Origin of the sequence: Pedobacter sp. Bi27 (assembly GCF_918698255.1) — a bacterium.
GTDB lineage: Bacteria > Bacteroidota > Bacteroidia > Sphingobacteriales > Sphingobacteriaceae > Pedobacter.
Map to the genome: position 1 here is coordinate 253604 of NZ_CAKKMW010000005.1, position 21876 is coordinate 275479.

15 protein-coding genes are annotated in these 21876 nt (G+C 41.8%); 4 read left to right on the forward strand and 11 right to left on the reverse strand.

Annotated elements, in window-relative coordinates:
* Positions 1-2: 2 nt before the first annotated feature.
* The gene (locus LQ227_RS18265) at positions 3-1724 is read right to left on the reverse strand and encodes a caspase family protein (RefSeq protein ID WP_230150386.1); all 1722 of its coding nucleotides are present in this window, start codon (positions 1722-1724) and stop codon (positions 3-5) included.
* A gap of 2 nt (positions 1725-1726) precedes the next feature.
* Positions 1727-2095 (reverse strand): hypothetical protein, encoded by a 369-nt coding sequence (locus LQ227_RS18270; RefSeq protein ID WP_230150389.1) that lies wholly within the window; start codon positions 2093-2095, stop codon positions 1727-1729.
* A 76-nt stretch (positions 2096-2171) separates the two neighbouring features.
* On the opposite strand from LQ227_RS18270, the gene LQ227_RS18275 reads away from it, so the two are divergent.
* Positions 2172-2309, forward strand: a complete 138-nt coding sequence (locus LQ227_RS18275; protein WP_230150391.1) for a hypothetical protein — start codon at positions 2172-2174, stop codon at positions 2307-2309.
* Between the two features lie 605 nt (positions 2310-2914).
* Complete coding sequence (locus LQ227_RS18280) at positions 2915-4711, forward strand: hypothetical protein (protein ID WP_230150393.1); 1797 nt, start codon at positions 2915-2917, stop codon at positions 4709-4711.
* Positions 4712-4871: 160 nt separating this feature from the next.
* Here LQ227_RS18280 and LQ227_RS18285 read toward each other — a convergent pair whose 3' ends face one another.
* Together LQ227_RS18285 and LQ227_RS18290 are read right to left on the reverse strand one after the other, a co-directional pair.
* On the reverse strand, positions 4872-5579 hold the full coding sequence (locus LQ227_RS18285) for an RloB family protein (protein WP_230150395.1): 708 nt from the start codon (positions 5577-5579) through the stop codon (positions 4872-4874).
* Positions 5572-6846 carry an ATP/GTP-binding protein gene (locus LQ227_RS18290; RefSeq protein WP_230150396.1) on the reverse strand — a complete coding sequence of 425 codons (1275 nt, stop codon included), beginning with the start codon at positions 6844-6846 and terminating at the stop codon, positions 5572-5574. The genes LQ227_RS18285 and LQ227_RS18290 overlap by 8 nt, the downstream gene beginning before the upstream one ends.
* Positions 6847-7125: 279 nt before the next feature.
* Between LQ227_RS18290 and LQ227_RS18295 the strand changes: the two genes are divergently transcribed.
* Complete coding sequence (locus tag LQ227_RS18295; RefSeq protein ID WP_230150398.1) at positions 7126-8292, forward strand: AbiH family protein; 1167 nt, start codon at positions 7126-7128, stop codon at positions 8290-8292.
* A gap of 891 nt (positions 8293-9183) precedes the next feature.
* A complete protein-coding gene (locus LQ227_RS18300) occupies positions 9184-12660 on the forward strand; it encodes a P-loop NTPase fold protein (RefSeq protein ID WP_230150400.1) in 3477 nt (1158 codons plus the stop codon).
* A gap of 27 nt (positions 12661-12687) precedes the next feature.
* Here LQ227_RS18300 and LQ227_RS18305 read toward each other — a convergent pair whose 3' ends face one another.
* The 7 genes from LQ227_RS18305 to LQ227_RS18335 form a co-directional block, all read right to left on the reverse strand.
* Complete coding sequence (locus tag LQ227_RS18305; RefSeq protein WP_230150402.1) at positions 12688-13932, reverse strand: DNA-processing protein DprA; 1245 nt, start codon at positions 13930-13932, stop codon at positions 12688-12690.
* Positions 13933-13938: 6 nt separating this feature from the next.
* Complete coding sequence (locus LQ227_RS18310) at positions 13939-16029, reverse strand: RecQ family ATP-dependent DNA helicase (protein ID WP_230150404.1); 2091 nt, start codon at positions 16027-16029, stop codon at positions 13939-13941.
* Positions 16030-16102: 73 nt separating this feature from the next.
* On the reverse strand, positions 16103-18091 hold the full coding sequence (locus LQ227_RS18315; protein WP_230150406.1) for a DUF3732 domain-containing protein: 1989 nt from the start codon (positions 18089-18091) through the stop codon (positions 16103-16105).
* A complete protein-coding gene (locus tag LQ227_RS18320) occupies positions 18091-18594 on the reverse strand; it encodes a three component ABC system middle component (RefSeq protein ID WP_230150408.1) in 504 nt (167 codons plus the stop codon). Before LQ227_RS18320 ends, LQ227_RS18315 begins: the two co-directional genes overlap by 1 nt.
* Positions 18594-19751: an ABC-three component system protein gene (locus LQ227_RS18325; protein ID WP_230150410.1), complete on the reverse strand. Its 1158-nt coding sequence runs from the start codon at positions 19749-19751 to the stop codon at positions 18594-18596. The genes LQ227_RS18320 and LQ227_RS18325 overlap by 1 nt, the downstream gene beginning before the upstream one ends.
* A 428-nt stretch (positions 19752-20179) precedes the next feature.
* Positions 20180-20578, reverse strand: a complete 399-nt coding sequence (locus LQ227_RS18330; RefSeq protein WP_230150413.1) for a hypothetical protein — start codon at positions 20576-20578, stop codon at positions 20180-20182.
* A 164-nt stretch (positions 20579-20742) separates the two neighbouring features.
* A complete protein-coding gene (locus LQ227_RS18335; protein WP_230150415.1) occupies positions 20743-21591 on the reverse strand; it encodes an RteC domain-containing protein in 849 nt (282 codons plus the stop codon).
* Between the last annotated feature and the right edge of the window lie 285 nt (positions 21592-21876).

Sequence of the window (21876 nt, forward strand, 5' to 3'; positions counted from 1 at the left end):
GATTATTTGCCCTGATCAACAATTGCCTTTCCGGTATTAAGGTCAAATCCACTCTTCAGCTTGGCTATAGTGACGCCCCCAATATCACCGTCAGGATGCAGCCCGTTCAGCCGCTGGAAGTTTTTTACCGCCGTGTTTATCTCCAACAATGTTGGCTTTGCAGGGACCTTTAATCCCAAAAGCTCACCATAAGCCAGCGCATACAAAACGGTCTGTGTATTGAGCGATACCTGGATACCTGGTTTTGTGTCTTCAACCATACCGTCTGCCTCGAGCCCATAATGTGTCTTAAGGTTGTTCAGTGCGGTCAGGATTTCATCAGAATAGCCATCATTGATCTCTCCTTTATAATAACCGGCACGGGAAAGCAGTATCTTCATTTCTCCGATCGCTGGATCCCCTTTTGGCATGCGCGCTTTTAACAGCGAAAATATTTCAAGAGCACTTCGCCAGTTGCCGTCACCGTAGCGGCTGCGCGCCCTTTCAATCGAGCCGGTCAGTTCGGGAACATCTGGTGTATTTTCTCCCTTATCACTGATCCAGCCATATTTTACCGAAAGTTCCGGTAACCTGAACTGAAAGATTATGGTCAGTAGTGCAAGGGCAGTCAATAGCCACATCTTTGGATATTTTAATGTGATGAACGATATGGTAACCGAAATGATGAACAGTATTAAGGAAAGCATTGTTGCGATCGTAAACACCATTGAATCATCGCCACTGGAATAATAGGACATCCTAGCAAAAGGAACAGACAAAAGACAGAGCAGGATGAGCAATGAAGTTATGCCGATCTGCCCCCTGAACAGTTTCCTGACCCTAATATCCTGGCCTTCATTACCGCTTTGCAGCTGTTGAAAGGAATCTCCGTCCGGGTTTATGCTCGTCCCCTCTACTGCGGGCAGAATAACTGATGCTTCCACTCTTTTTGGTACGAATTTTTTATTTTTTAAGATCTGGATCTCAAAGCCCCTTTTATAGGACGATGCCTCCGGTTTGCTCTTTTGGCCATTTACCAGCCGGTTCTCCACCTCCTGGTAAATTTCGTTGATCGAGCAGAAAGGCTCCCCGTTTTCGATTCCTTCATGGAACACATCAAGCAACGCACTGGTAAAATAGGTTGGTCTGTGAGGTTCTGTCGGAGAGTAGCCTGCTGTCTGATCCTCAGAAGTTGCCGACATGGTAAAAGTCCCCTCTACCTTACTAAATTTGATGGTCACCTCATGGTTAAGTGAACCAGCAGCAGTAAGGTCCATTTTTCCGTCATGGATCCGTCCGCTATAACAACAGTCCAGGATAATGATTTTTCGTTTTGCAGGTGAGTCTTTGATAAACTCCCTGAACTCTTCGATGCTCACACCGCTGATGGTTGGCCTGTCAATGGATTTGGGAGTGGTAAGAAAGGTTGTATATTTATTTTGAACCTTCGAATAGTCGAAAACCCCGTGACCGGAATAATACACGATAAATATATCATCCTTGGAAACTGTGGTTATAAAATTCTCCAGGGTGATCAGAAAATCCTCCCTTGTAAACCTGTCATTTGATAGAACCGTCAGATTGGCCCTTGGCACCCCCAATATACTGCTATCCAAAAAAGCCTTTTCCAGCTTTTTGATATTTACCGCAACATTAGGTATGTTCCATTTGGGATTGGAATAGTGACTTACCCCGACAAGTAATACCTTCAGACTACCCGTAGGACTATCTTCAGTACTATTCATTCCTACTTATCTTTATTGCTGTAGAATTTTTCCACTATCTGCAGTATCTCCTCTTTGCCAAGCCTTGAGGTGATAATACCGATCTCCTCCTTCTCGCCCTGTTCGGTGCTCCGGCTCAGCTTCAGTTCGGTCTTCCAAAGGGTCGCAACACTGCCCAGTACTTCTACAAGTTTTGTCAACGGTTCCTGTGCGGCCTTGATGGTCGCTATAACAGAGGGCATGATTGCACCTATGCCCATCTCACCAACTCCAGGTTCATCCTGGCGGGTTTTGATGACCAGACCGTCAATGTCTGAGCTTTTCAGCTTTTTTTCAATTTCCTTAGCCTTTTGGAAATCTTTTTGATTTGGAAGTTCAATGATAAAATTCATGTCGAGATCTGGTTAATTTTCTTTAGCTAAATATAATAAATATATCCACTAAACCAGCGGTCCAAAACGGATTGATATGGAGAAGAAACAGCGAACTGCACGAAGGAAAACGGGCCCATCTCTAGGAAGGTACGCCAATATGGGGGTTCCGCTAAACGCGGCCACTGGTTTTCATCCATCGTGGCCATCTTTTTCGGCCTATATTGTTCACTAGATTTCGCTTGAAAGCGGCCAATCGGCTCATCTTAAGCGGTTTTAAGCTTTTAAAAAGCATGACTAGATCAATTGGCCGTTTTGCCTAGAGAAACTGAAATGGAGATGTTCTAATAGCCTTAAAATCAAAAATTATAATTCTTATGCTGATGTGTTTTTAAACATGGGCTGATTTGTTTTAAATCGTGTCCTGGAAGGTGGTTTTTCTTACAAAACCATCTTCTGTTGAGGATTGGTTGATCAAATGCAGGAAAGATAGATTGGAAAATGAAGGGAGGGAATCTGGGAAGATTGGATATATTTGGCTCAGTCTTTACGATTCCATCAAGACCGGATGGTAAAAAGCTGGGTGCACACTTTTAGGTTCTTCCCCACTTAAGGATAGAATTTCCTTTGAGCAATAATTAAAGTTTTGTTGTTTAAGCGGAATGAAGTAAAACAACTTTCGGAAGAATCTCATACTGCAAATTAGCAAAAATACCCAACATCGGGTATTTCATAGTTTAACAATTAGCCATACTATTGACAAATATCTGATAAACAGAAATTTAAATACAACCACTCGAACTTATCTGTGGTTATTGTCCTTCATCAAACGCTATAATTATGAAATATAAAATTACGCTTTTACTGTTGATTGCTTATGTCAATGCAACAGCCCAATGGCCTAGAGTTACCATCGGAACACCGAGAGTTACTATCGGAACGCCAAGGGTTACTATCGGAACACCAAGTGTGACTATTGGCAAACCCAAAATTACAATAGGTAATAAACCATTCGAAGGGCTCACTAAAGGTGTCCAGAAGGTGCTGGACGAAACAGGTAAAATTATTCCCGAAGAAGCAAAAGTTCTAACGACAAAACTTTTCGGAGAAGCAGCCAAGGTCAACGGCCAACTGATACAGATTTACAGTGACAATAATTCGCTGATTTCTGACATATCGCTTGAAGCAGTCAATTTATATCAGGAAATTGCTGAACCAATAGATGAAAACCTGATCAAAATAAAAAACGCATCGCTTTCAACTATCGGGGTTACTTTACCGCCAAATATCGACAAGGCAATGTCTGACTACATCAGCCTGAACAGCAATGGTATAGCTGAACTCGAACGACTATACGTTAAGAGCACAAATATTCAAAATGATATTCTCGACGGAACTGCCAAATCACTTGATGATTTTTCGAAATACCTGCTGCTCACCACCAACGGCTTTCCCGCAAAAACAAAAATGCCCCAGCTCACCAAGCAGGCCGCTATTGCAAGCCTCAATATCAATGCCACACTATTGCCTAAGATCGTAGATAGGCTTTTACAAAACGACATACCGATTACCAAAAATGCCACCTATGAAAAGCCTTTTCAGATCGTTTCCGTGAAATCCGGCTCACTTAAATTTGACCCAGAAACCAATACGCTGCTTATCGAGCTAAATGATGCCAAAATCAGGCACAATCAGCCATCGGCAGGAATGCGGGTCTCTGCTACCATAAGCATCAAAAAACTAAGGTCGCAGGTCCTTATGGCTGATAACGGTGACGGCACTATAAGCTTAAAATTAAAACTGATCTATCTTGACGTTGATAACCTGCTGCCTAAACTCGACGAAACTTTGTGCTATTACCTGCAGGATGCAGTCGTATCGAAATTTTCGCAGACCTTTAAGCTTTCTGACCTGATCAGATCAAAAGCCAAAGTTGCAAAATCGGATATAACCGCTTTGAACATCACTACAACCCATTTAAACACCAAACTTTTCATCAACAGCAATAGTCTGGGTGTAACTTACCATGACAATACAGACAATACCATTGACCAAAACATACCCTTCAACTCTGCGGCTTTGGCTTTTAAAGAGGATTTTGTTAAAAACTTAATCAACAAAGCACTGGATAGCACTCATGGGGTACGAATAAGTTTAGATAAAAAATGTAAAGACTTTGACATAACCAGAAATCACTACCGCATTGTAAAGCTAAACTATGTAAAATTGAATAGTGATAATTCGATGGATATTGGCGCAGAAGGTTCAGTTCACTTAAGGAGATTCCTGGGACGCAAACCTAAAATTAATATACTGTTTTCAAACATTGGGATCAAGCTGCTGCCTGTATTACGGACCGATTCCGGGCCGGCCACATTGGAAATGACGATGGTACCGGTCGCGGATTCGCTGGTAGTAACCGGTTCACCGCTTAAGGCCAAAATGCTGCGCAAAATCGTCAAATTATTTAAATTCTCTAAGACCCCGATCAAACTCGACCCTGCGGATCTTGAAAAAACAAAAGATTTTAACTTCAATAATCCTTTTGATCCAACAAAAAAACTGCTTCCAGAGAACAGGGATATGGCCTTGAAGGTCGGGGATCATCAATGGAAGTTCGTTTTTGATTTCAAATAGCTGTTAAAAACCGTCTGTAATCTGCCTCCCTGAAAGGGGGCAGTTTTACATTACACCTCTTCCCTTCAAGAGGAGGATTGTCAATTTAACGGATCAAGCAGCTGGCCTTAGGTTGAAAAACATTAAAAAAGCGCTGCAATTCCCCAATATCAAAATCACCTTACTGGTAAGAATAATATCGGATCCAGCCATGCAGGTCATTGACCAAAAGATGAACCAGAGTCTTTGGATTACATGCCAAAAGATGTTTCTCTTTGTGATACTGCATCAACGTCTCCGCCCGCTCGATTGCCTTTTGCTCATCACCCAAAGTCCTGATCTTTTCGAGTATATTACTGTTACCGTGCTCGTACACAAATTCCCCATGACCCTCCTGGGCAGCAATATGATCCTGCAGCAATTGATAGATTTCTTGTCTTGGCAACGCTTTGGCGGGATCAACCTCCATCAAGTGTAGCAACAGCCAAAGTTCGAAAACCTCGTTGCTGTAAGCAAGATTGAACTTATTGTCCGCCACTTCGCTAAGGGCAGTTTCGAAACGGGCAATCTTGCCAGCTTCTTTATCTGCATCATCTTTATCAAAAACCACCCATACGCTATCCACTTCACGCTTGCACATCTTAGCGAGTTCATCCCGCTTTAACTTTGCATGCTGCACAACACCCAACGGGTCAAGCCCGGTACCAACCGCGGTCAAGAAAATTGTTTCCCTGGGAATTTTATCCTTAAAAGCTTCAAAATAAACCTTTTCGGTTACCTGATCCTCACAGACAATCAAAATCAGATAGGCATAGTGCCTGACACGCTCCGGACGTACAACCTCATCTACAGCTTCGAAATCCTTACTTAACTTACCGCGCTTAGCCATTGTCCCGGTTTAAGTTTTCTTCGATGTGCTGATAGTCCAACCGCCCAAAAACCGGAATAGCCCCGTACCTTCCTTCAATATACCTTTTCTCCTTATCGGTATCCGGCCTTTCTTTACCAGCTTTGCTGCCATCCTGATTGACATAGACAAAATCCGATAATGAATAGATTTCTGTCGATGCCCATTTATTCTTTTCAGTAAAATAGATCTGGTCCCGGCGGAGCTTGGAATAGCTCAACAGGTTGGTATCGTGGGTTGTAAAAATCAGTTGCGCACCATTAGGATTGGTCTTTTTGTCCAAAAACAATTTAATGGTGTCAAGCGTCAATAAGGGATGCATGTTTGCCTCTATCTCATCTACTACCAGAATCCCCCCAACGGTCAGCGCCGCCATAATCGGGCCTGCGTATTCCAATGCTTTAATTGTCCCACTTGATTCCATCTTCATAAAATCCCATTCAACAGTTTTCCCGCTGTTGTTACCATCTTTATCGTAATAAATATGTTCTGCCAAAATTTTGTAAGCGCCGCTTCTATCCCTATCCTCATCAACTGTAGCCTTGACGCCCACAGGGCCCAATGACAACCTGTTAAACTGCATATTGACCAGGTCAGTGACAGATTTTAGCTTCCATAGCTCTTCGATACCGGAAAGTAACGAGGTCTCACAGCCATCGATAACAATCAAAAGTTTGATAAACCTGAAAATCAGGTTGGCCTCCGCAATATTTAAACTGTCCATAGCGGCAAGAAAAAAGCCGTTATCACGCGTTGCCTCTACCGCTGCATCCAGCAGTTTGTTATTTGCACTTAACGCCGAGGTGGTGTCAATGATATCCTTTTTCCGTTGAAAGACGATAACCTCTCTGGACAGGTTCTTTCGAAAGAGATATTCGGTTAAAATTTCATCCCTGTTGTAGCTGAATCCATACCGGTAACGAAGTTCGTTAATCACAAACACCAGTTCAAAGCTTGTTGGCTTTCCATCCCAGGTTTCACGCAAGAGAAAAGGCTCATAATCAAGCTTGTCAGATGAAGCGCCTTTACTTGATTTGCTAACCATCACCACACAGCGCCTCAAAGCCTTTATGAGATTACTTTTCCCGCTACCATTTGCACCATAGATACTCAGGACATTAGCAGATCTGTAATTGCCCTGTTCAAGTATATTCTCGGGATAATCTTTCTGGTTTTCCGCTGGCATCAGACTCAATGTCTGTTCTTCACCAATAGACCTGAAGTTGGCAACCTTAAATTGAAGCAACATATCGTTTTTCGAATTAATTCTACAAATTTACACAAGTTCACCATAAAAACAATAGACCAACGAATTAGTTTTCATACCCACACAAAATTAAAAACTATTAAAGCACACCCCAGCTCGAACCTGACCTGTATATGCAAAAGAATTATTCAAACTGATCTTCGGTACAATTTATTTAAACCCCACAAGTAGGTACAGCATATTTTTAGCTGCACAATTGATGCTAAAAGCTCCAATTCACAAACAGAAGTACTAAATTGCCTGAAGAAAATAGCAAGTAAAATGACAAACACACCAAAGGATGAAACGATTGGAATTAACAGGCTGATATTGATCGGAAACGGCTTTGATCTTGCCCATGGCCTCAAGACCGGCTACAACGATTTTATCATATGGTACCTCAATAAGGCCTTGGGATATGCTCAGAAAAATCACCAGTACGATGATCAGCTCCTAACGGTCACAGTTAAGGATGTCAATACGATAGATATGCTCCGTGGGCCTAAGCTCTCCACTGTGCCATCCTTTATAGATCATTATTACGAGCACGGATTTGAAGAAATGATCAAGCAACGATTTCTTAAAATCGGAACATGGAGCCAGAACTTCATCAACCCATTTGAGATCAATGTCAAATCACACCTACTTTACAGTCTACTGATAGATTGTAAAATGGCAAATTGGGTAGATATCGAGAATACCTTTTATGATCATTTAAAGTCTGCATTGGCCCTTACTGAACCGTCCAATAAATCAAAACTTGTGACCGCACTAAACAAATCCCTCTCAGCGATCGTCACCGAACTCGAATCCTACTTAACAACCATTGAAACAGATAATACGGTACAAGGGTATGCTGATATCATCAATAACCCGTTTGACCCCTCTGATTTTGTCGATGAGGATATGCACACTGAAAACCTATTCTCAATCGATTCAACCCATGTGCTCAACTTTAACTATACCGGCACTGCCGAGAAATATATAAAAAATAAAAAAGAACAAAAAATCCACCTCAATTACATCCACGGCAAACTCGGTGATGAAAAAAATAGGATTATCTTCGGATTTGGGGATGAACTCGATCAGGAGTATGCCAATTTTGAGCTGGACCGTACCAGGGGCATATTCGACTACATTAAATCCTTCTGGTATTTCCGCACCTCAAATTATCATGACCTGATCAGGTTTATTGATTCAAAAACCTATCAGGTCTACATCCTCGGCCATTCCTGTGGCCTCTCTGACCGGACAATGCTCAATATGGTTTTTGAACATGAAAATTGTAAATCGGTCAGGATATTCTATTATCAGGCTAAAGATTTTAACAACTATACAACCATCACCCAGGAGATCTCAAGGCATTTTAAGAATAAACAGCAAATGAGAAAAAAGATTGTGCCATTTGATCGTTCAACCCCCATGCCACAGGCGTTATCTTTGCCGTAAAACTCATGTTTTAGCTCTCTTTTGGTATGTATTATGCCAATGGCCAAAATATAAAGCTATTTAAACAATCAATTTCAGATCACGGGCAATGTCACTGCATAAACTTACTTAATGGTCTCTGTACGCGCGTTCCGCGTTTAAGCTGACACCTCTTTCGCTGCAAAGTGACAGTCCGTTCCGGGCCAAACTGTACGCGCTGATCTATGGGTCAGGGTTTTCCTTACAAGTACTTCCCTTTAATTTTTTAAGTTCAGGCCAAAATAAAGGCCCAGGCGTTAAAATTGCATTCGATGTGATCTTTGGTCTTTCAGATGGGATTTAAACGTCTCAGTGCGTTTTTTTTTCGATATATTCAGTTGTGTTTGTAAGTAGCAATGCTTTGCTGACCTGCGAGAAAGAGTGTGATATCGGGTTTGACTGGACTAAAGTGTGGGCCTAGGGGAGGAAAGAATTTTGATACCGACTGTTCTATGCGTTCAGAGGGAAAGGGACAATTTAGGCAATTGCCCGGCAATCAAATCCGCGTAAAGTTTGGTCCGAAACGGATTGACCATTTTCGTAAAATACACACTTTATATGGATAACGTTTTTTACCCAGAAGTGCTGAAAACTCAAAACATTTCTTTTCTTTGGGCCAATCCTCAATTCTAAATATCCGCCAGCCCATAAAACCGCAGTTTTTCTGATGAGAATTATCTGTTACCAAATACAAAACAGAATTACGAGTAAAATCAAATCATCAATCAATAATCATTTAAGGAAAAATGGTTTAAAATAGTGTGAAGGATTTGTGTAAAATTTGATAATTTAGCCCCTACGCTCCAATTTATTAAAGTTTGCTAAGTCTCAAATTCATAGTACAGCTGGGGTACAATAAATACAACCCCAAATATGGCAAACTTGTCGCAACTGATTGAATTCGATGCTTTTATTCTATACAATGACCGTGAAAAAGAGATTTCCAATGTAGTTAAGGAACTCGATGCACAAGGATACCAGACCTATTTATGGCGGAGAGATCTTGGATTTGGCGACAATATTGAGGAAACAGAAATTAGCCACTTGCAGTTATCGCGCCACATACTTGTATTTCTCGGCGAAGCTTCATGGGGCGAGACTCAACTTAAATTGCTTCAGGAAGCTATTGACCGCGAGCTCCATGTTATTCCGGTACTGCTTTCAAAAGTCACTGAGGCTGAGTTAGATCGCGGAGCAGGCATTTTCAGAACTCTGAGATATGTTGACCTCTCAAACAGCTTTGCTGAGGGAATGAACGATTTAATGATTGCGCTGGGCCCGGTGATCAAACCTGCAAGTGAGAACAGAGGTGACATTTTTGGAACATTGGTAAACGGAAGCGACATTGAAAGAGCAAACATAATTAACCGGTTATCAAAAATTCCGGATTCTGAACGAAGGGAGCTTATCAATAAAATCCTTTTCAGATTAAATGGAGATTGGGGTAATTTACCCAAACAGGCTTCTGAGCCAGCCAATAGCCAAGGTTCGTCAAATAACCCCACATCCTGGCTTATGAGCGGGTTAATTTGGGCGGATCCAAATGGTGAGGAAGTACAAAAAGCCATTTCCAGATACTTTCATGATCATAGAACAAGCGAAAAGGTTCGATTCTGGATCTTAGCCGGCTTATATCAGAGAAAAGCCCCCTACTTGCAAAAACTAATTGAAGGTATAGAAATTTCTCCTAGAAATCTAATGGGCGACTTTGCTCGCATTATAAAAAACCCTAAAGATAAGGAACTGATAGAGCTTTTTAAAAACAATCTGCAGGCAAACAACTATGAGCTCAGATGGCGGATACTTTTCATTATGAGGATAGTTCCGATACCGGATTTAATACCACAGGTCATTGCGATTATTTTAGAATCACCAAACGACCCAAATGTCACTTACGATGCAATATATACCCTTAGTAACGCTGCATTTCTCAAATCTGCGTTGCCAGCATTAAAAAAGGCTTTTACCGCTGGACAATTTCTGGATAAAATCATTTTTTCTCTCAAAAATATTAACGGGAGGGCTGTTGTTTCATTTGCTGCAATACTGATGAATTTTCCAAGCAAAGGTGTTTCTAGTGCACTTTCAATGGCAATGAAATCACTTCAGACAAGGGAGGTCGCGTCTGCAATTCAACGTGAGGTAAATCTGGTTCAAGGTCTTCAGGGTTCCGCAACAATTGTCCCAGGTTATTCCTCAGATGCTATTGATATTGAAAATGATATGATTGACATTAAAGAGGATGTGATCGGCCTCAGTACCATTATGCTGTCAAAACAGATCCATCCTCCTTTAGCAATTGGCCTCTTCGGAAACTGGGGAACGGGAAAAAGTTTCTTTATGCAGTCCCTCAGATCGGCCTGTTCTAAAATTGAATACGCATATGGTCAAAACGTGCAGTCGCCCTTTCACACAGATATTGTTCAGATTAACTTTAATGCCTGGAATTATTCAGATTCAAATCTATGGGCCAGTCTTGTTAACCATATCTTTGAAAATCTTTCGGATTATGTCACTCCAAAGCAAACGGAAGTGCAGCATATATCCACGTTAAATAAAACAATACTCGATCTTGAACTAGCACTGCAAACTACTAAATCAGATGAGGAAAAAGCGAGGGTCTCCAAACTGGAAAAAGAAGCTAAGCTTGAAAACCTTCAACAGATCAGGCTTAACAGACCAGTCGGAATATCAGAAATAAGCTTTGAAGACATCAAAAAGATGCTGGCTAAAAATGAGTTAACCGCATTGAATAGCGGTCTGTCTGAAATGGGCCTTCCAAAAGCAAATGACGGAATTGTAGACCTCCAGCACGTGTTGAACGATGTCAACACTACCTCTGGAAGAATAAATGCTATGTGGCTTTCTATCATTGGATCAAATCAATTCTACCTATTGGTTGGATTGATGTTGTTGCTACTGCTAGTGGTTCCTTTATTGTCATTTATATTCAGAGCAGAGTTGAAAGATTTTGTTTCTTTCATCTCCACTTTTATGTTTTCATTTACATCTGCCTTAGTTGCCTTTACCGCAATTTTGCGAAAAGCCCTGTCAAAAGTTAAGCAAAGTATTTCAGTAATCAGCAGTTCGAAATCCAGAATAGAAACCATATTGGAATCCAAACGGGTAAAACCAAGTTCCCAGGAAGAGCAACTGGCCAGTGAGATTGAGAAATTTCAAAAAGCAGAACAGGACGCGGCTCGAAAGATCATACTGCAATCCAACCAGGTCAAGCAGGCAAAAGATGATCTTATAGACTATAGAAAGAAAAAAAGTCTTGCGAATTTTCTGGCAGACAGATCCCTTTCTGATCAATACACCCAGCACCTTGGCCTGATATCAACCATAAGAAAAGATTTCGAATTACTAATATCCAAACTGGCCAATGATCCGGATGGGGGCAAAAAAGTGGGGCGGATCATATTGTATATTGATGACCTTGACCGTTGTCCCCCAAATAAGGTTGTAGAGGTATTGCAGGCAGTCCACTTGCTATTGGCCTATCCTCTTTTCGTCGTTGTGGTTGGTGTAGATCCCAGATGGCTGTTAAAATCTCTGGATGCTACCTACTCTAATCTAAACGGCGCAAACAGCGATGAGCAAGGTTCTGCCATCAGTGCCAGTCCACAGGACTTTTTGGAGAAAATTTTTCAGATTCCCTTCCATTTAAAAAAAATGAGCAAGGGCAGCTTTTCACACCTAATGAACGGTTTGCTTTTGCCAAAAAGCCAGGGCTCACTCTCTTCAACGCTTGAAACTGAAATTAAAGAAAATAACGTTTTTTTTGACAAAATCCAGGAGCACATCAAGAAAAACCCTGATCAGTTGATTCTTATTGAAGAGCCGGATCTCTATATAAACCCAGGAAACTTGCCTAACAGCGAGGCAATACCTTTACCATTCGAGCTGAATGAAGATGCAATGATTATAAATGTGTGGGAGTCAGAGTTTGCAACAAGTCTTGCCAGATTCCTTGTTACCCCGCGTGCAGCAAAAAGATTCACCAATATTTACAGGATACTTAAGGCGGGAGTTCCCCAGCATGACCTTCATGACTTTGAGGGAACGCCCCAGCAGCTGGGAAGCTTCAGGATACCAATGCTTCTGCTCGCAGTACAAATTGGCAACCCTACTGTCTCGCAATCTTTATTTCAAAATATTTACCGCCAGGGACTTCAATCAAAAACCATTTATTCTGAAACCGGAAAGAAAGATATTGCAACCAGTGAATACATAAAAGAATTTAAACAAATCATTGACAGCCAAGACTTCCGCAAGAAACCTGAGTTATTCAGGGTTTGGATACCAAAGGTATGCCGTTTCTCTTTTAGTCCTTATTTATACGAGTAATTTATATCTGCCCATACAACCAAAGAACTATATAACGAGTGAATACAAGTCTTCGCCTTTTTTTGTCTGAATAACTACTGATTTTACTGCTATCGCCAGTTCAATCCATGTTTCAACCTGTGACTGCGTAAGGAGTAGCTTAGCGCAAAGGGCACTTTTAGTTACAGGATTGGATTGAAATACCAAATTCCATTTGTTTAGAAAAAGCTGATAGAATTCAGATCCAATATCCTCATTTGCTTTGGGTGTAGTTTGATTCGAAGAGTTAATATTTTTTTGATCGATATCTAAAAGCGAATCCCCGGATGAAGACTTGTCAACTGAGACTTTTTCAAATAGAATTCCCTGATTACTGTCTTTAGTTGGCGCTTTAAGTAATTCAACCGATAGACCGGATATGTCAGTAAGTAATCGTCCTCCAAGCTTTATGATCTCTCTGTTACCTTTTTCCGGACTTTCGCAAACCCATAAAGGCACCCAATCATTTTTTAGGTTTTCCTTCGCCCCTTCCCAAGTTCCTCCCTTGACATCCGATTTTACCACAACAGAAAAATCGGACATACTATAAATGAGTTTATTTCTGGACATGGCGTTGCCGGCATTGAAACCAGCTTCCGGATTATATGGTGAAATTAATACAAGCTGTCCGGAAATGATGTATTTGCGGTACTGTGAACCTGTGGATTTTTTGATGAGCGAGTCCGTCAGAATTCCAACACTGTGTCCTCCTGCATCCAATGCCCCAATCATTGCAGTTTCGTCAACGCCTTTTGCTCCCCCTGAAACAATCCCATATTCCTGCTGTACGACGTTCCTTCCGATGAGAGTGGAGCGCTCCAAATCAAGATCATCGGCATCTCTCGACCCAACCACACCAGCATACTTCTGCTGTAATAATTCCTTGTCACCAATCCCAAAAAATATACTTGGTGCCTGAGCGCGCAGTGTTTCCTTTATTTTCACCGGGTATTCCTGATCCCCCCTATTGATAATCCAAACCCCAGCCCGGTTCCACTTATCCAATGCAATTCCCAGAGCAACCTTTCTTTCCAAAAGGCCAATCAACCTATTCCTACTTATCCCCTGGTCATTCCACTCTGAGAGAATCGACTCCCCATCTTTACCCAGGAATGCTTCAGGGCTAAGGTTTTTGCTTTGCTGCCATCTTACGAATTTATTCCATTCAGTTAACGACAGGGGTTTGTGTACCTTGTCCAGAATTTTGGATAAGTAGGCAGTGAATAGTAAAGTCGCTTTCGTTCTTTCAGTCATGTTCAATTAGTTAACAGCTGTTGAAGTTAATGCCGCCGCATAGACAGGTCCGCTACCCGCTCGACGCAATAGCGCCGCGATTATGGTAAACGTCCAGCCTGAATCGATAGCATCATCCAACAGTAGCACCGACCCATCAGGAATTTCCTCATCGACCGTGAATGCACCGTCCAAATTTACACATTGAAAATAACTATTTTGCTGTTCTTTCTGCGGTTCAGTATCTTTTATCTTTTCAACACAGGAAATAAAAGGTAAACTAAGACTCTTAGCTAATCTTTCTGCAAAATTTGGTACAAGTTCAGGATGTCTTTTTGAAGGAACACAGGTTACCCATGTTGGAAGATTTCTCTTATCAATTTTATTCCTTATCATCTCGCCCATAGCACTCACGAGTTCTTCCCTGAAAAAACCCCTGTGTTTGTCATCTGCCACAATCTTTCCCCATCCGGCATCCCCCCATCTCGAAAGAACCCATGTTCCCTCCGATTGAAGTTCTGCGGGGATTTTCGTTGGGATGCCATATTCTTTCAAAGCCCCCTTATTAGTCTGTTTTCTTTGGGGAACATAGAATTCGGAATGCCTTAAAAAAGTTGACGCGTTTACGATAAGCCCATGGTCTGCCTCATCCGGAAAAATTGCACCGCCAAGACAGTTCGCACATTTACCGCAAGGAACAATAACCTCATCATTTAAAATTTGCTGCAGGTAGTTCATCAGACAACCGTTATACCCTATATAATCTTTTACCTCTAGCCATTCATCAGTCTTTTGAATCATCAACCGCTCAATCTTCTCAACATCCAGCTTATATTCAATAGCCGTGCGCAGGTATCTGGTCTTCTCCTTGTAAATCGGCGAGGGATCTTCTACGCTGATATATTTGATTGTTTTTTCAATCTGACCTTTTGAAAGATTAATACTCTGTGCCAATTCGGGTATGGACATTCCACCATTCTCCCCTATGTTCTCAAGTATAAGTGCCACTTCATGGGTGCTAGGAAATGATGATCCCCTAAAATATTCATGTATTTCTTCATCTTCCCTTCCGAAAAGCAATATACAATAGGCGTTGGGTATGTTGCGTCCTGCTCTTCCGACCTGTTGATAATAGGCTATAATTGAACCGGGAGCCTGATAATGGACAACAAACCCAAGATCAGGCTTGTCATATCCCATTCCAAGTGCAGATGTAGAGACAAGTGCCTTGACTCTATTTTCCGACAACATTGATTCCAATTGCTGCCTATATTCATTACTATCTGCTTCCTCACCTTCCGCGCCGGAAAAATAGGCTTCAACATTTATCCCAAATGTATTTAGATAAGCACTTACCAGTTTCGCATCACGTATGGTTTGGGTATAAATTATACCGCTACCTTCCATATTGGGGATATTTTCAACGAGCCATGCCAATCGTTCCGACTGATCCCGCATAACAATATTCTGTAACGAAATGCTTTCCCGGGTTAAGGGACCGCGTATGACTTCCACATTGCCCAATTGGCTAACAATATCATTTACTACCCGGTCATTTGCCGTTGCTGTAGTCCCCAGTATTGGCATACCATCCGGCATCATTTTAAGGATATTGGTGATCCTGCGGTAATCGGTCCTGAAATCATGCCCCCAGTCGGAGATACAATGTGCTTCATCTACTACAAATAAACCGATGCGCCCAGCAATCTGTTCCAGAAAACCTGACACAAATCGCTCATTTGCCAGTCGTTCCGGCGAGATAAGCAAAGCATCAACGTTGTCGTTGAGAACAGCCTGTTTGATCTCATCCCAATCTTCCATATTGCTGGTGTTTATTGTTGCTGCCCGGATTCCTAAACGTCCGGCAGCCTCAATCTGATTCCGCATCAATGCCAATAATGGAGATATGATGATCGTTGGTCCTTTTCCCTGGTCTCTTAATATCTTTGTGCTGATAAAATAGACCGAACTTTTCCCCCAACCGGTCCGCTCTACGACCAGTAGCTTTTTCTTTTGGTTAACCACAAGGTCGATTGCCTCCCATTGATGTTCCCTGAAATCGGCAACAGGGTTTTGGAGCGATTTGCGTAATAATTCGAGCGCCGAATTTCTATCCATACGTTAGTATTATGGTGAGTAAATTTTCAAATTCTAAAAGCTGATGAGGACTTGCCACGCCAACATTCAATAACTATGTATACCATTCCTTAGGGATCAGCTTGTCACCATTCCTCCAGACCGCAACTTCGTGAACATCTTCTCCACCATAAATGGTATTATCTGCATGGTCCAATACAATAGCCTGCCAGTTCCCATTACCTTTGTTTATAGAGGAGGCGATTGTACGGAAAATCTTCTTTACGGCATCTGCATCCTCATCATCGGTAAAACTGACATCCTGATCTAGGGAATCAACGGAAGGTTTTTTTGCCAATTTTGGAAAGTAAACCTGGCTGGGTTGGTCAAAGATGACAAAACCTGGAACCGGCGAATTTTTCAGTTCGTTGAAAAAGTCCTGAAGTGCGCACATTAAAGCAATATGAAAAGATACCCAGTTTGATGCACTTCCCACCTGGGCCAAATAATGCCAGTCATTGGTACTTCCCAGAACTTTGATATTCAAATCCTTAATATCAAACTTAGGAGCAACATCTTGATATTTATCCTCAACGTCAAGTGTTTTTAGATAGTTTAACATTTTGGCTGATATCCTGTCGGTGGCAGCACTGATTCTTTTGGAAACACCCTGAGCGTCTACAATTTTCCTAAGGTCGTCAAGTTCCTTCTGCAAGCCGTTGATCTGGTTCTGATAGATTCCATCATCACCTAGCTTCTTGAAATAATCATAATTGGTTTTTAGCTGACCTAAAAACAGGAACATATTTTTTCTTCTCTGAAACTCCCCCTGTACTCTGATGTCATTCGCTCGGATTAGGTCAAAGCGCTCCTGTAGCAGTTTTTTCTCCGCTAGTAACCGGTCAAGATCAATTTTCAGTTTCTCCTCCTCCCGTGGAAATGCTCCCGGAATCTCCGCGACCTTTTTAGACTCTGCTTCCAACTCCCTGAATACTTTGGAAATTTTTTCAAGTTCTTTCACACCAGCAGGATGTTCCTTACTCCCACATGACGGGCATTCACCAGCCGGAGTACCCATATCCTGGATCCACTGAGAAATATGCAACCTGTCTTTTCGGCGCTTAACAGAATTCCCGTAATCTACAAGCCCTACCTGCAGCCCTTTTAAATCACCAAGACGTTTTTTTGCCGATGCAATTTTAAAACTCAGTTCTTCTTCCTGCATTTCCAGGGCTCTGAATTCGTCCGTTGAGCCTTCAATGTCAACAAGGGAGCTTTTGGAATGATCCGGAATATTTTCTAACAAAGCAGCAGCAGATTCCAAAAGATAATCGGTATTGTCGCTTTCAACATAGTCATCATCCAGTAAACCATATTCCCGTGCAATCCTGAGATGTCCCTGCATGTTCTGTACCCAGGAAGCAGACACTGTCCCCATTCTTTCTACCTCACGTTTAAGGCGTACAAGGCTTTTCTCAATTTCCTGAATTCGGATTCTTGCTTGTAGAATTTGTGTAGTTTCAGCCCCGATTATAAATGGAAACCAATTTCTCAGTCTTTCCCTGTGCTCATGGGCATGAGTTTTATAAAATAGTATATTCTGATTGGCTACTATATCCTGACTTTGGAAAACAAATGCCATTAAATCGCGGAACCCTAACCTAGATTGGTAAGGAACATTTTCATCTGTTCCATGCAGGTTGAGATATGGTATTGCAGCCAGACTGTCAAGAAAAAGCTTTATGCCATCCCTGCTCTCGTTGGCATCAACGATTACCACCGGAGGGATAAGATTTGCCCCACGCATTAGGTAAAAATCGTTTGATGACAGATTTCCTACCGGTACTCTTCGTGCAATCAGTACCTGTTCCAGTGTCGTACCAACAACTATCCCGTACCAGCTGGCATGATCCCTTATCGTGTCAATCGGAATGGAACAATCTTTCGAAGCCAGACAATAGTCAATAATCGGAATGATCGCAGACTTACCAGTTCTCGAAGCACCTGTAATGACGTTGAGCTTTCCAGGCTTGAATTCCACAATCTGAGGCAACAAGCCCTCAAGCTTTGGCCAAATAATCAATTTTAATATCTGAAAGCGCATTAGAGTATTATTTTTAGATAAGAAGAAATGGTAGTGATATCATGTTCGGCGAACCATTGTCCAAGTATTTCAGCCTTCTCCCCGTCCCTTTTCAATTGTTGTTTAGGCCCGTGACCATAGGCGGGAACAAATTCTTCAGGCTTTACGTAGAGTTTTGCCCCATCAAAATCCCAAAAAAGCAGACCTTTGGCAACTGCCAGATCAATTGAGGTCCAGCAATAAGATAATTTTTCTTTGACTCGTTCCTGAATGCCCAATAAAATATCCGAACTGTGACTGTCCTCAAAACTTCTAACATATGATTGCAGATTTTCTCTTTTATTACTGATGGGTGCTTTAAGCCTATCGCTGGTTAGAATCGCGATCGCAATAAAATGATGTATTGCCACGGGGGCCGTACCAATGGCATGCCGCAAAACATATCCTTGAGTAAACCGGTATAATAAATATGCGCCCACAACAGGGGTGTTCCAAAGACGAACCTCTTCCAATAACTCGCTCATTATTCTTTATCTTTTGGTTTTGGAAAGGTGGCTTTCCATTTTGGGTGCCATCCGATAGCTAGGTTATTTGACAGGAAATGATAAGTACCCTCAACTGTAAGTGCAGGTGGGTCCTGATCTCTGATTATCTGTTTCCTGGCCCTGCATTGAAGATAAACCAATTTTCCTTTATTCTCTTCACTTAGTGCCGAATTTGTAATTTCGACCATCTCATGCTGCGTCTCCCAGAACCCAGTAAGCTTATCCTCAAAATCCTGCGCTACAACATCATTGATCAGTTCTTGCTCAATCCAGTTAAACCTGTTGGTTTTTGCTTTCAGAAATGCAGTAACCGCTCCCTGAATCGCATCATCATTAACCCCTATTGCCTCTAGCTGCAAGATATAAGGTGGTCTCTCAAGCTTTTGGCTATCTACTTCGTGCTCCTTTAAAGGGTAAATCAAAGTAAAATCAATCAGTTCCCGTTGTCTCGCGCTTTCAAATACCTGCCTTGCATATTCATCGAACTCCTTCCAAGTGATTACTGCATCCTTTTTTTCTACAAGCTTGTTCATTACGAATTTCTGCAACCAACCTAAAAGACTGAGCTCAAGGTATTCAACCTGACTATCACTGACATGCTTGGCCTTAATTGCCTTTTTGACTTCTACACCTCCCGTTCCTGAGCCCGTAACAAATTCGAAGTTCTTTATTATTTTTGCCAAACTATCCTCGTTAGTCTTTAGAAAAGTAACATAAGGCAAAATCTCATGTTTGGCGTCGATCTTACCTAACTTCTTCCATGCGGCTTTTACTGCCTTGGATGATGTCGCGAAATCTTTTGCTGCGTGGAAAGTGTCGACAATCGCCTTCATCCCCTTCTTGTTCGCATATAATATAAATGTGGTAGATTCAGCATCAAGCTCCCCAGCGAGGACAGCATTGGTCCAATTGAAGAAGGTCTTCCACAAATCCGTAGAACGGTCTGTAACCGGATTTCCTACTTGAGATGACTTATCTTCTTCAGATATCTTTGAGTGGTCTTCTTTAGTTATTCCAACGTCTCCAAAGACCTCTAAACATACCTTATCTTCAGGACCGCATTTCAATAGATGCCAAAGAGCCCTTGGATATTGTAACGAGAAACCTAACAGTTGACCGGGAGCATTACTTGCCATTATTTTAGGTTAAAAATCTAGTAATTTAAAATGAAAATTTACACTGCCTTTATTTTGAATGAAAGTAAGGAAATGATTTATACATTAATTACGGTTCCCCATAATGTTGACATTTCTCACAATCAATTTTAAGCTATTAAACATGTTATCAAATAAAACGAAACCATCGTTCGATAACAATACTTAAAAGTAAGTATCCCAATTAGCCTTTATTTGTTGTGACTTGGTTAAAACACATAATTCAAATCAAGCCCTGAAAACACTAGAGGCTTTCTTTTCCCGATTACACGACCAATCCTCGTTTCTAGCGCAGTATAAACTGCACCGAAATGCTCAATCATAATAGCATATTATAATAACTAATACTTAATAGTGGCTCCAACTGTACACCAACGGACGGCATAAACACAGGCGAGATCTTTCCATCGTTAAACTGAACTCATGCTTCCATGTAACTGACAAAATCCAAAAACTTCGTATCGGTGATCCAGTAAGTCATAATTGCTCCTTATCTCACCTTTTATTAAACGAACCCGTTCTCTTGCAACCTCTGATCCAAATTCACCAGTACTGCCAAAACCATAGGTTAACGTATATCCATTGAAATAATCAAGCATTTCTTTTTTGGTTCCAGCGGGATTATATTCATATCGCTTGGAAAAAAGCCCAAATTTTAGTCTGAACTCACCACTTTGCTGATAGTTGCCACGGAAAGACTTGGAATTAAAGCCAAATACAGCCGAATTCCCGATCCTACTCCTTATAAAATTACGTTCTGGCAACAGCTGGGTGATATTATGGGCATCTCCAATGATTAGGCTAGCCAATTGACTAAGGTTTTCCCCAAAATCCCCTAAGAAATGGCATCCTTAAAAAAATGGCACTCAAAACTACTGAACACAAAGGCTTATTTCAATAGTAACTTAGCGCATTCTTGATCGGCTTCCCTAGCCTTTAAATCCGTTACCATCAAATATTTAATAACCAATCATTACCGCCCATCATCTTCATCCATCTTATGCTCCAGCACCTCTTTCAGCTCATCCAGAAACTTCGTCCTGCTCAATCTTTTACGGCTCCTGATCGAAGCCAGCCTCCTTGCCGGCACACCGATATTCACCGATAGCTTTTCCTCCAGCCACCTGAACACCTGCGCAATACCGGCCTGCCCATGATTCAGCTGCCCGCTTAATGCCATTGCATAACCCAGCTCTGCCAGGTTCACGCTATCCCCTGTCCATTTTAGCTCTCCAGTCTCCATTCCCATCACATAAGCCACATTTGGATTCCTCGTCAGACAATCCAGTTTCTCCAGCACCCACTCTTTTAACATACCATATGCCCTGAACCGAGAAAACAGGTAATCCGCAGGAGATGAAAAATCAGGATCAAGGCCTACCCCCTCCGGGAACAATAGTCCACCGCCATCCCCGTTCCTCAGGAAATACCGTCCGTCAAGCTCCGTAAGCCCTAAAGAAAAGTATTCATAAGCCAGTGGCTGCGAGAGAAAGAAACGTTCCACATAGGCAACTTCAGCGAGAAAATATAATCGCTGCGCCTCGGCATCCCTTTGGGGCATATTGCGCTCCATTATAAAACGCTCCACCACAAATATCTGCTGGCAGCAGAAGGCAGGCTTGATATGTTTGAAAAAATAGATTTCTTCCTCATCGGACGAAAACCCCTGCTCCTCACAGATCTGCTGCAAACGTTTAATATTTGTTTGGACAACTTTAAGCGAACTGCTCATTTTCTCCAATGGATCATTTAAGGAGTGGTCCAGCTGGTGCAGCTCATCCAGCATAGCAGAGAGACTGCGTTTTGAAAATTCTTTGATCATGGTAAATCATGGATTTAGTGAACAAAAACCATACAGGTTTATCCTGTTTGGATAAACATGTATTTATCTTCCACAAAGGAAAGACAAAGCTTAAGCGCCGTCAAGTGGCTGATTGGTTGCCGCTTGCAGCAACCATGCTTCACCGCTAACAGGACAGTGATTACTACAGTTATAAATTGGCTATACCCAATATCACAGATCAATTTCGCGCCGGAAAAACAATTATTGGCGTCAACTTTGCGCTACTTTGCGCAGTCAACTGACTTTTCCGCTGCAACAATCCTA

Excerpts from the sequence above, each read along its gene's own strand:
- LQ227_RS18325 (WP_230150410.1), bottom strand. The coding sequence starts at position 19,751 with ATGGCAAGTAATGCTCCCGGTCAACTGTTAGGTTTCTCGTTACAATAT.
- LQ227_RS18275 (WP_230150391.1), top strand. The coding sequence starts at position 2,172 with ATGGAGAAGAAACAGCGAACTGCACGAAGGAAAACGGGCCCATCTCTA.
- LQ227_RS18280 (WP_230150393.1), top strand. The coding sequence starts at position 2,915 with ATGAAATATAAAATTACGCTTTTACTGTTGATTGCTTATGTCAATGCA.
- LQ227_RS18310 (WP_230150404.1), bottom strand. The coding sequence starts at position 16,029 with ATGGATAGAAATTCGGCGCTCGAATTATTACGCAAATCGCTCCAAAAC.
- LQ227_RS18290 (WP_230150396.1), bottom strand. The coding sequence starts at position 6,846 with ATGTTGCTTCAATTTAAGGTTGCCAACTTCAGGTCTATTGGTGAAGAA.
- LQ227_RS18295 (WP_230150398.1), top strand. The coding sequence starts at position 7,126 with ATGACAAACACACCAAAGGATGAAACGATTGGAATTAACAGGCTGATA.
- LQ227_RS18320 (WP_230150408.1), bottom strand. The coding sequence starts at position 18,594 with ATGAGCGAGTTATTGGAAGAGGTTCGTCTTTGGAACACCCCTGTTGTG.
- LQ227_RS18265 (WP_230150386.1), bottom strand. The coding sequence starts at position 1,724 with ATGAATAGTACTGAAGATAGTCCTACGGGTAGTCTGAAGGTATTACTT.
- LQ227_RS18305 (WP_230150402.1), bottom strand. The coding sequence starts at position 13,932 with ATGACTGAAAGAACGAAAGCGACTTTACTATTCACTGCCTACTTATCC.
- LQ227_RS18270 (WP_230150389.1), bottom strand. The coding sequence starts at position 2,095 with ATGAATTTTATCATTGAACTTCCAAATCAAAAAGATTTCCAAAAGGCT.
- LQ227_RS18335 (WP_230150415.1), bottom strand. The coding sequence starts at position 21,591 with ATGATCAAAGAATTTTCAAAACGCAGTCTCTCTGCTATGCTGGATGAG.
- LQ227_RS18300 (WP_230150400.1), top strand. The coding sequence starts at position 9,184 with ATGGCAAACTTGTCGCAACTGATTGAATTCGATGCTTTTATTCTATAC.
- LQ227_RS18285 (WP_230150395.1), bottom strand. The coding sequence starts at position 5,579 with ATGGCTAAGCGCGGTAAGTTAAGTAAGGATTTCGAAGCTGTAGATGAG.
- LQ227_RS18315 (WP_230150406.1), bottom strand. The coding sequence starts at position 18,091 with ATGCGCTTTCAGATATTAAAATTGATTATTTGGCCAAAGCTTGAGGGC.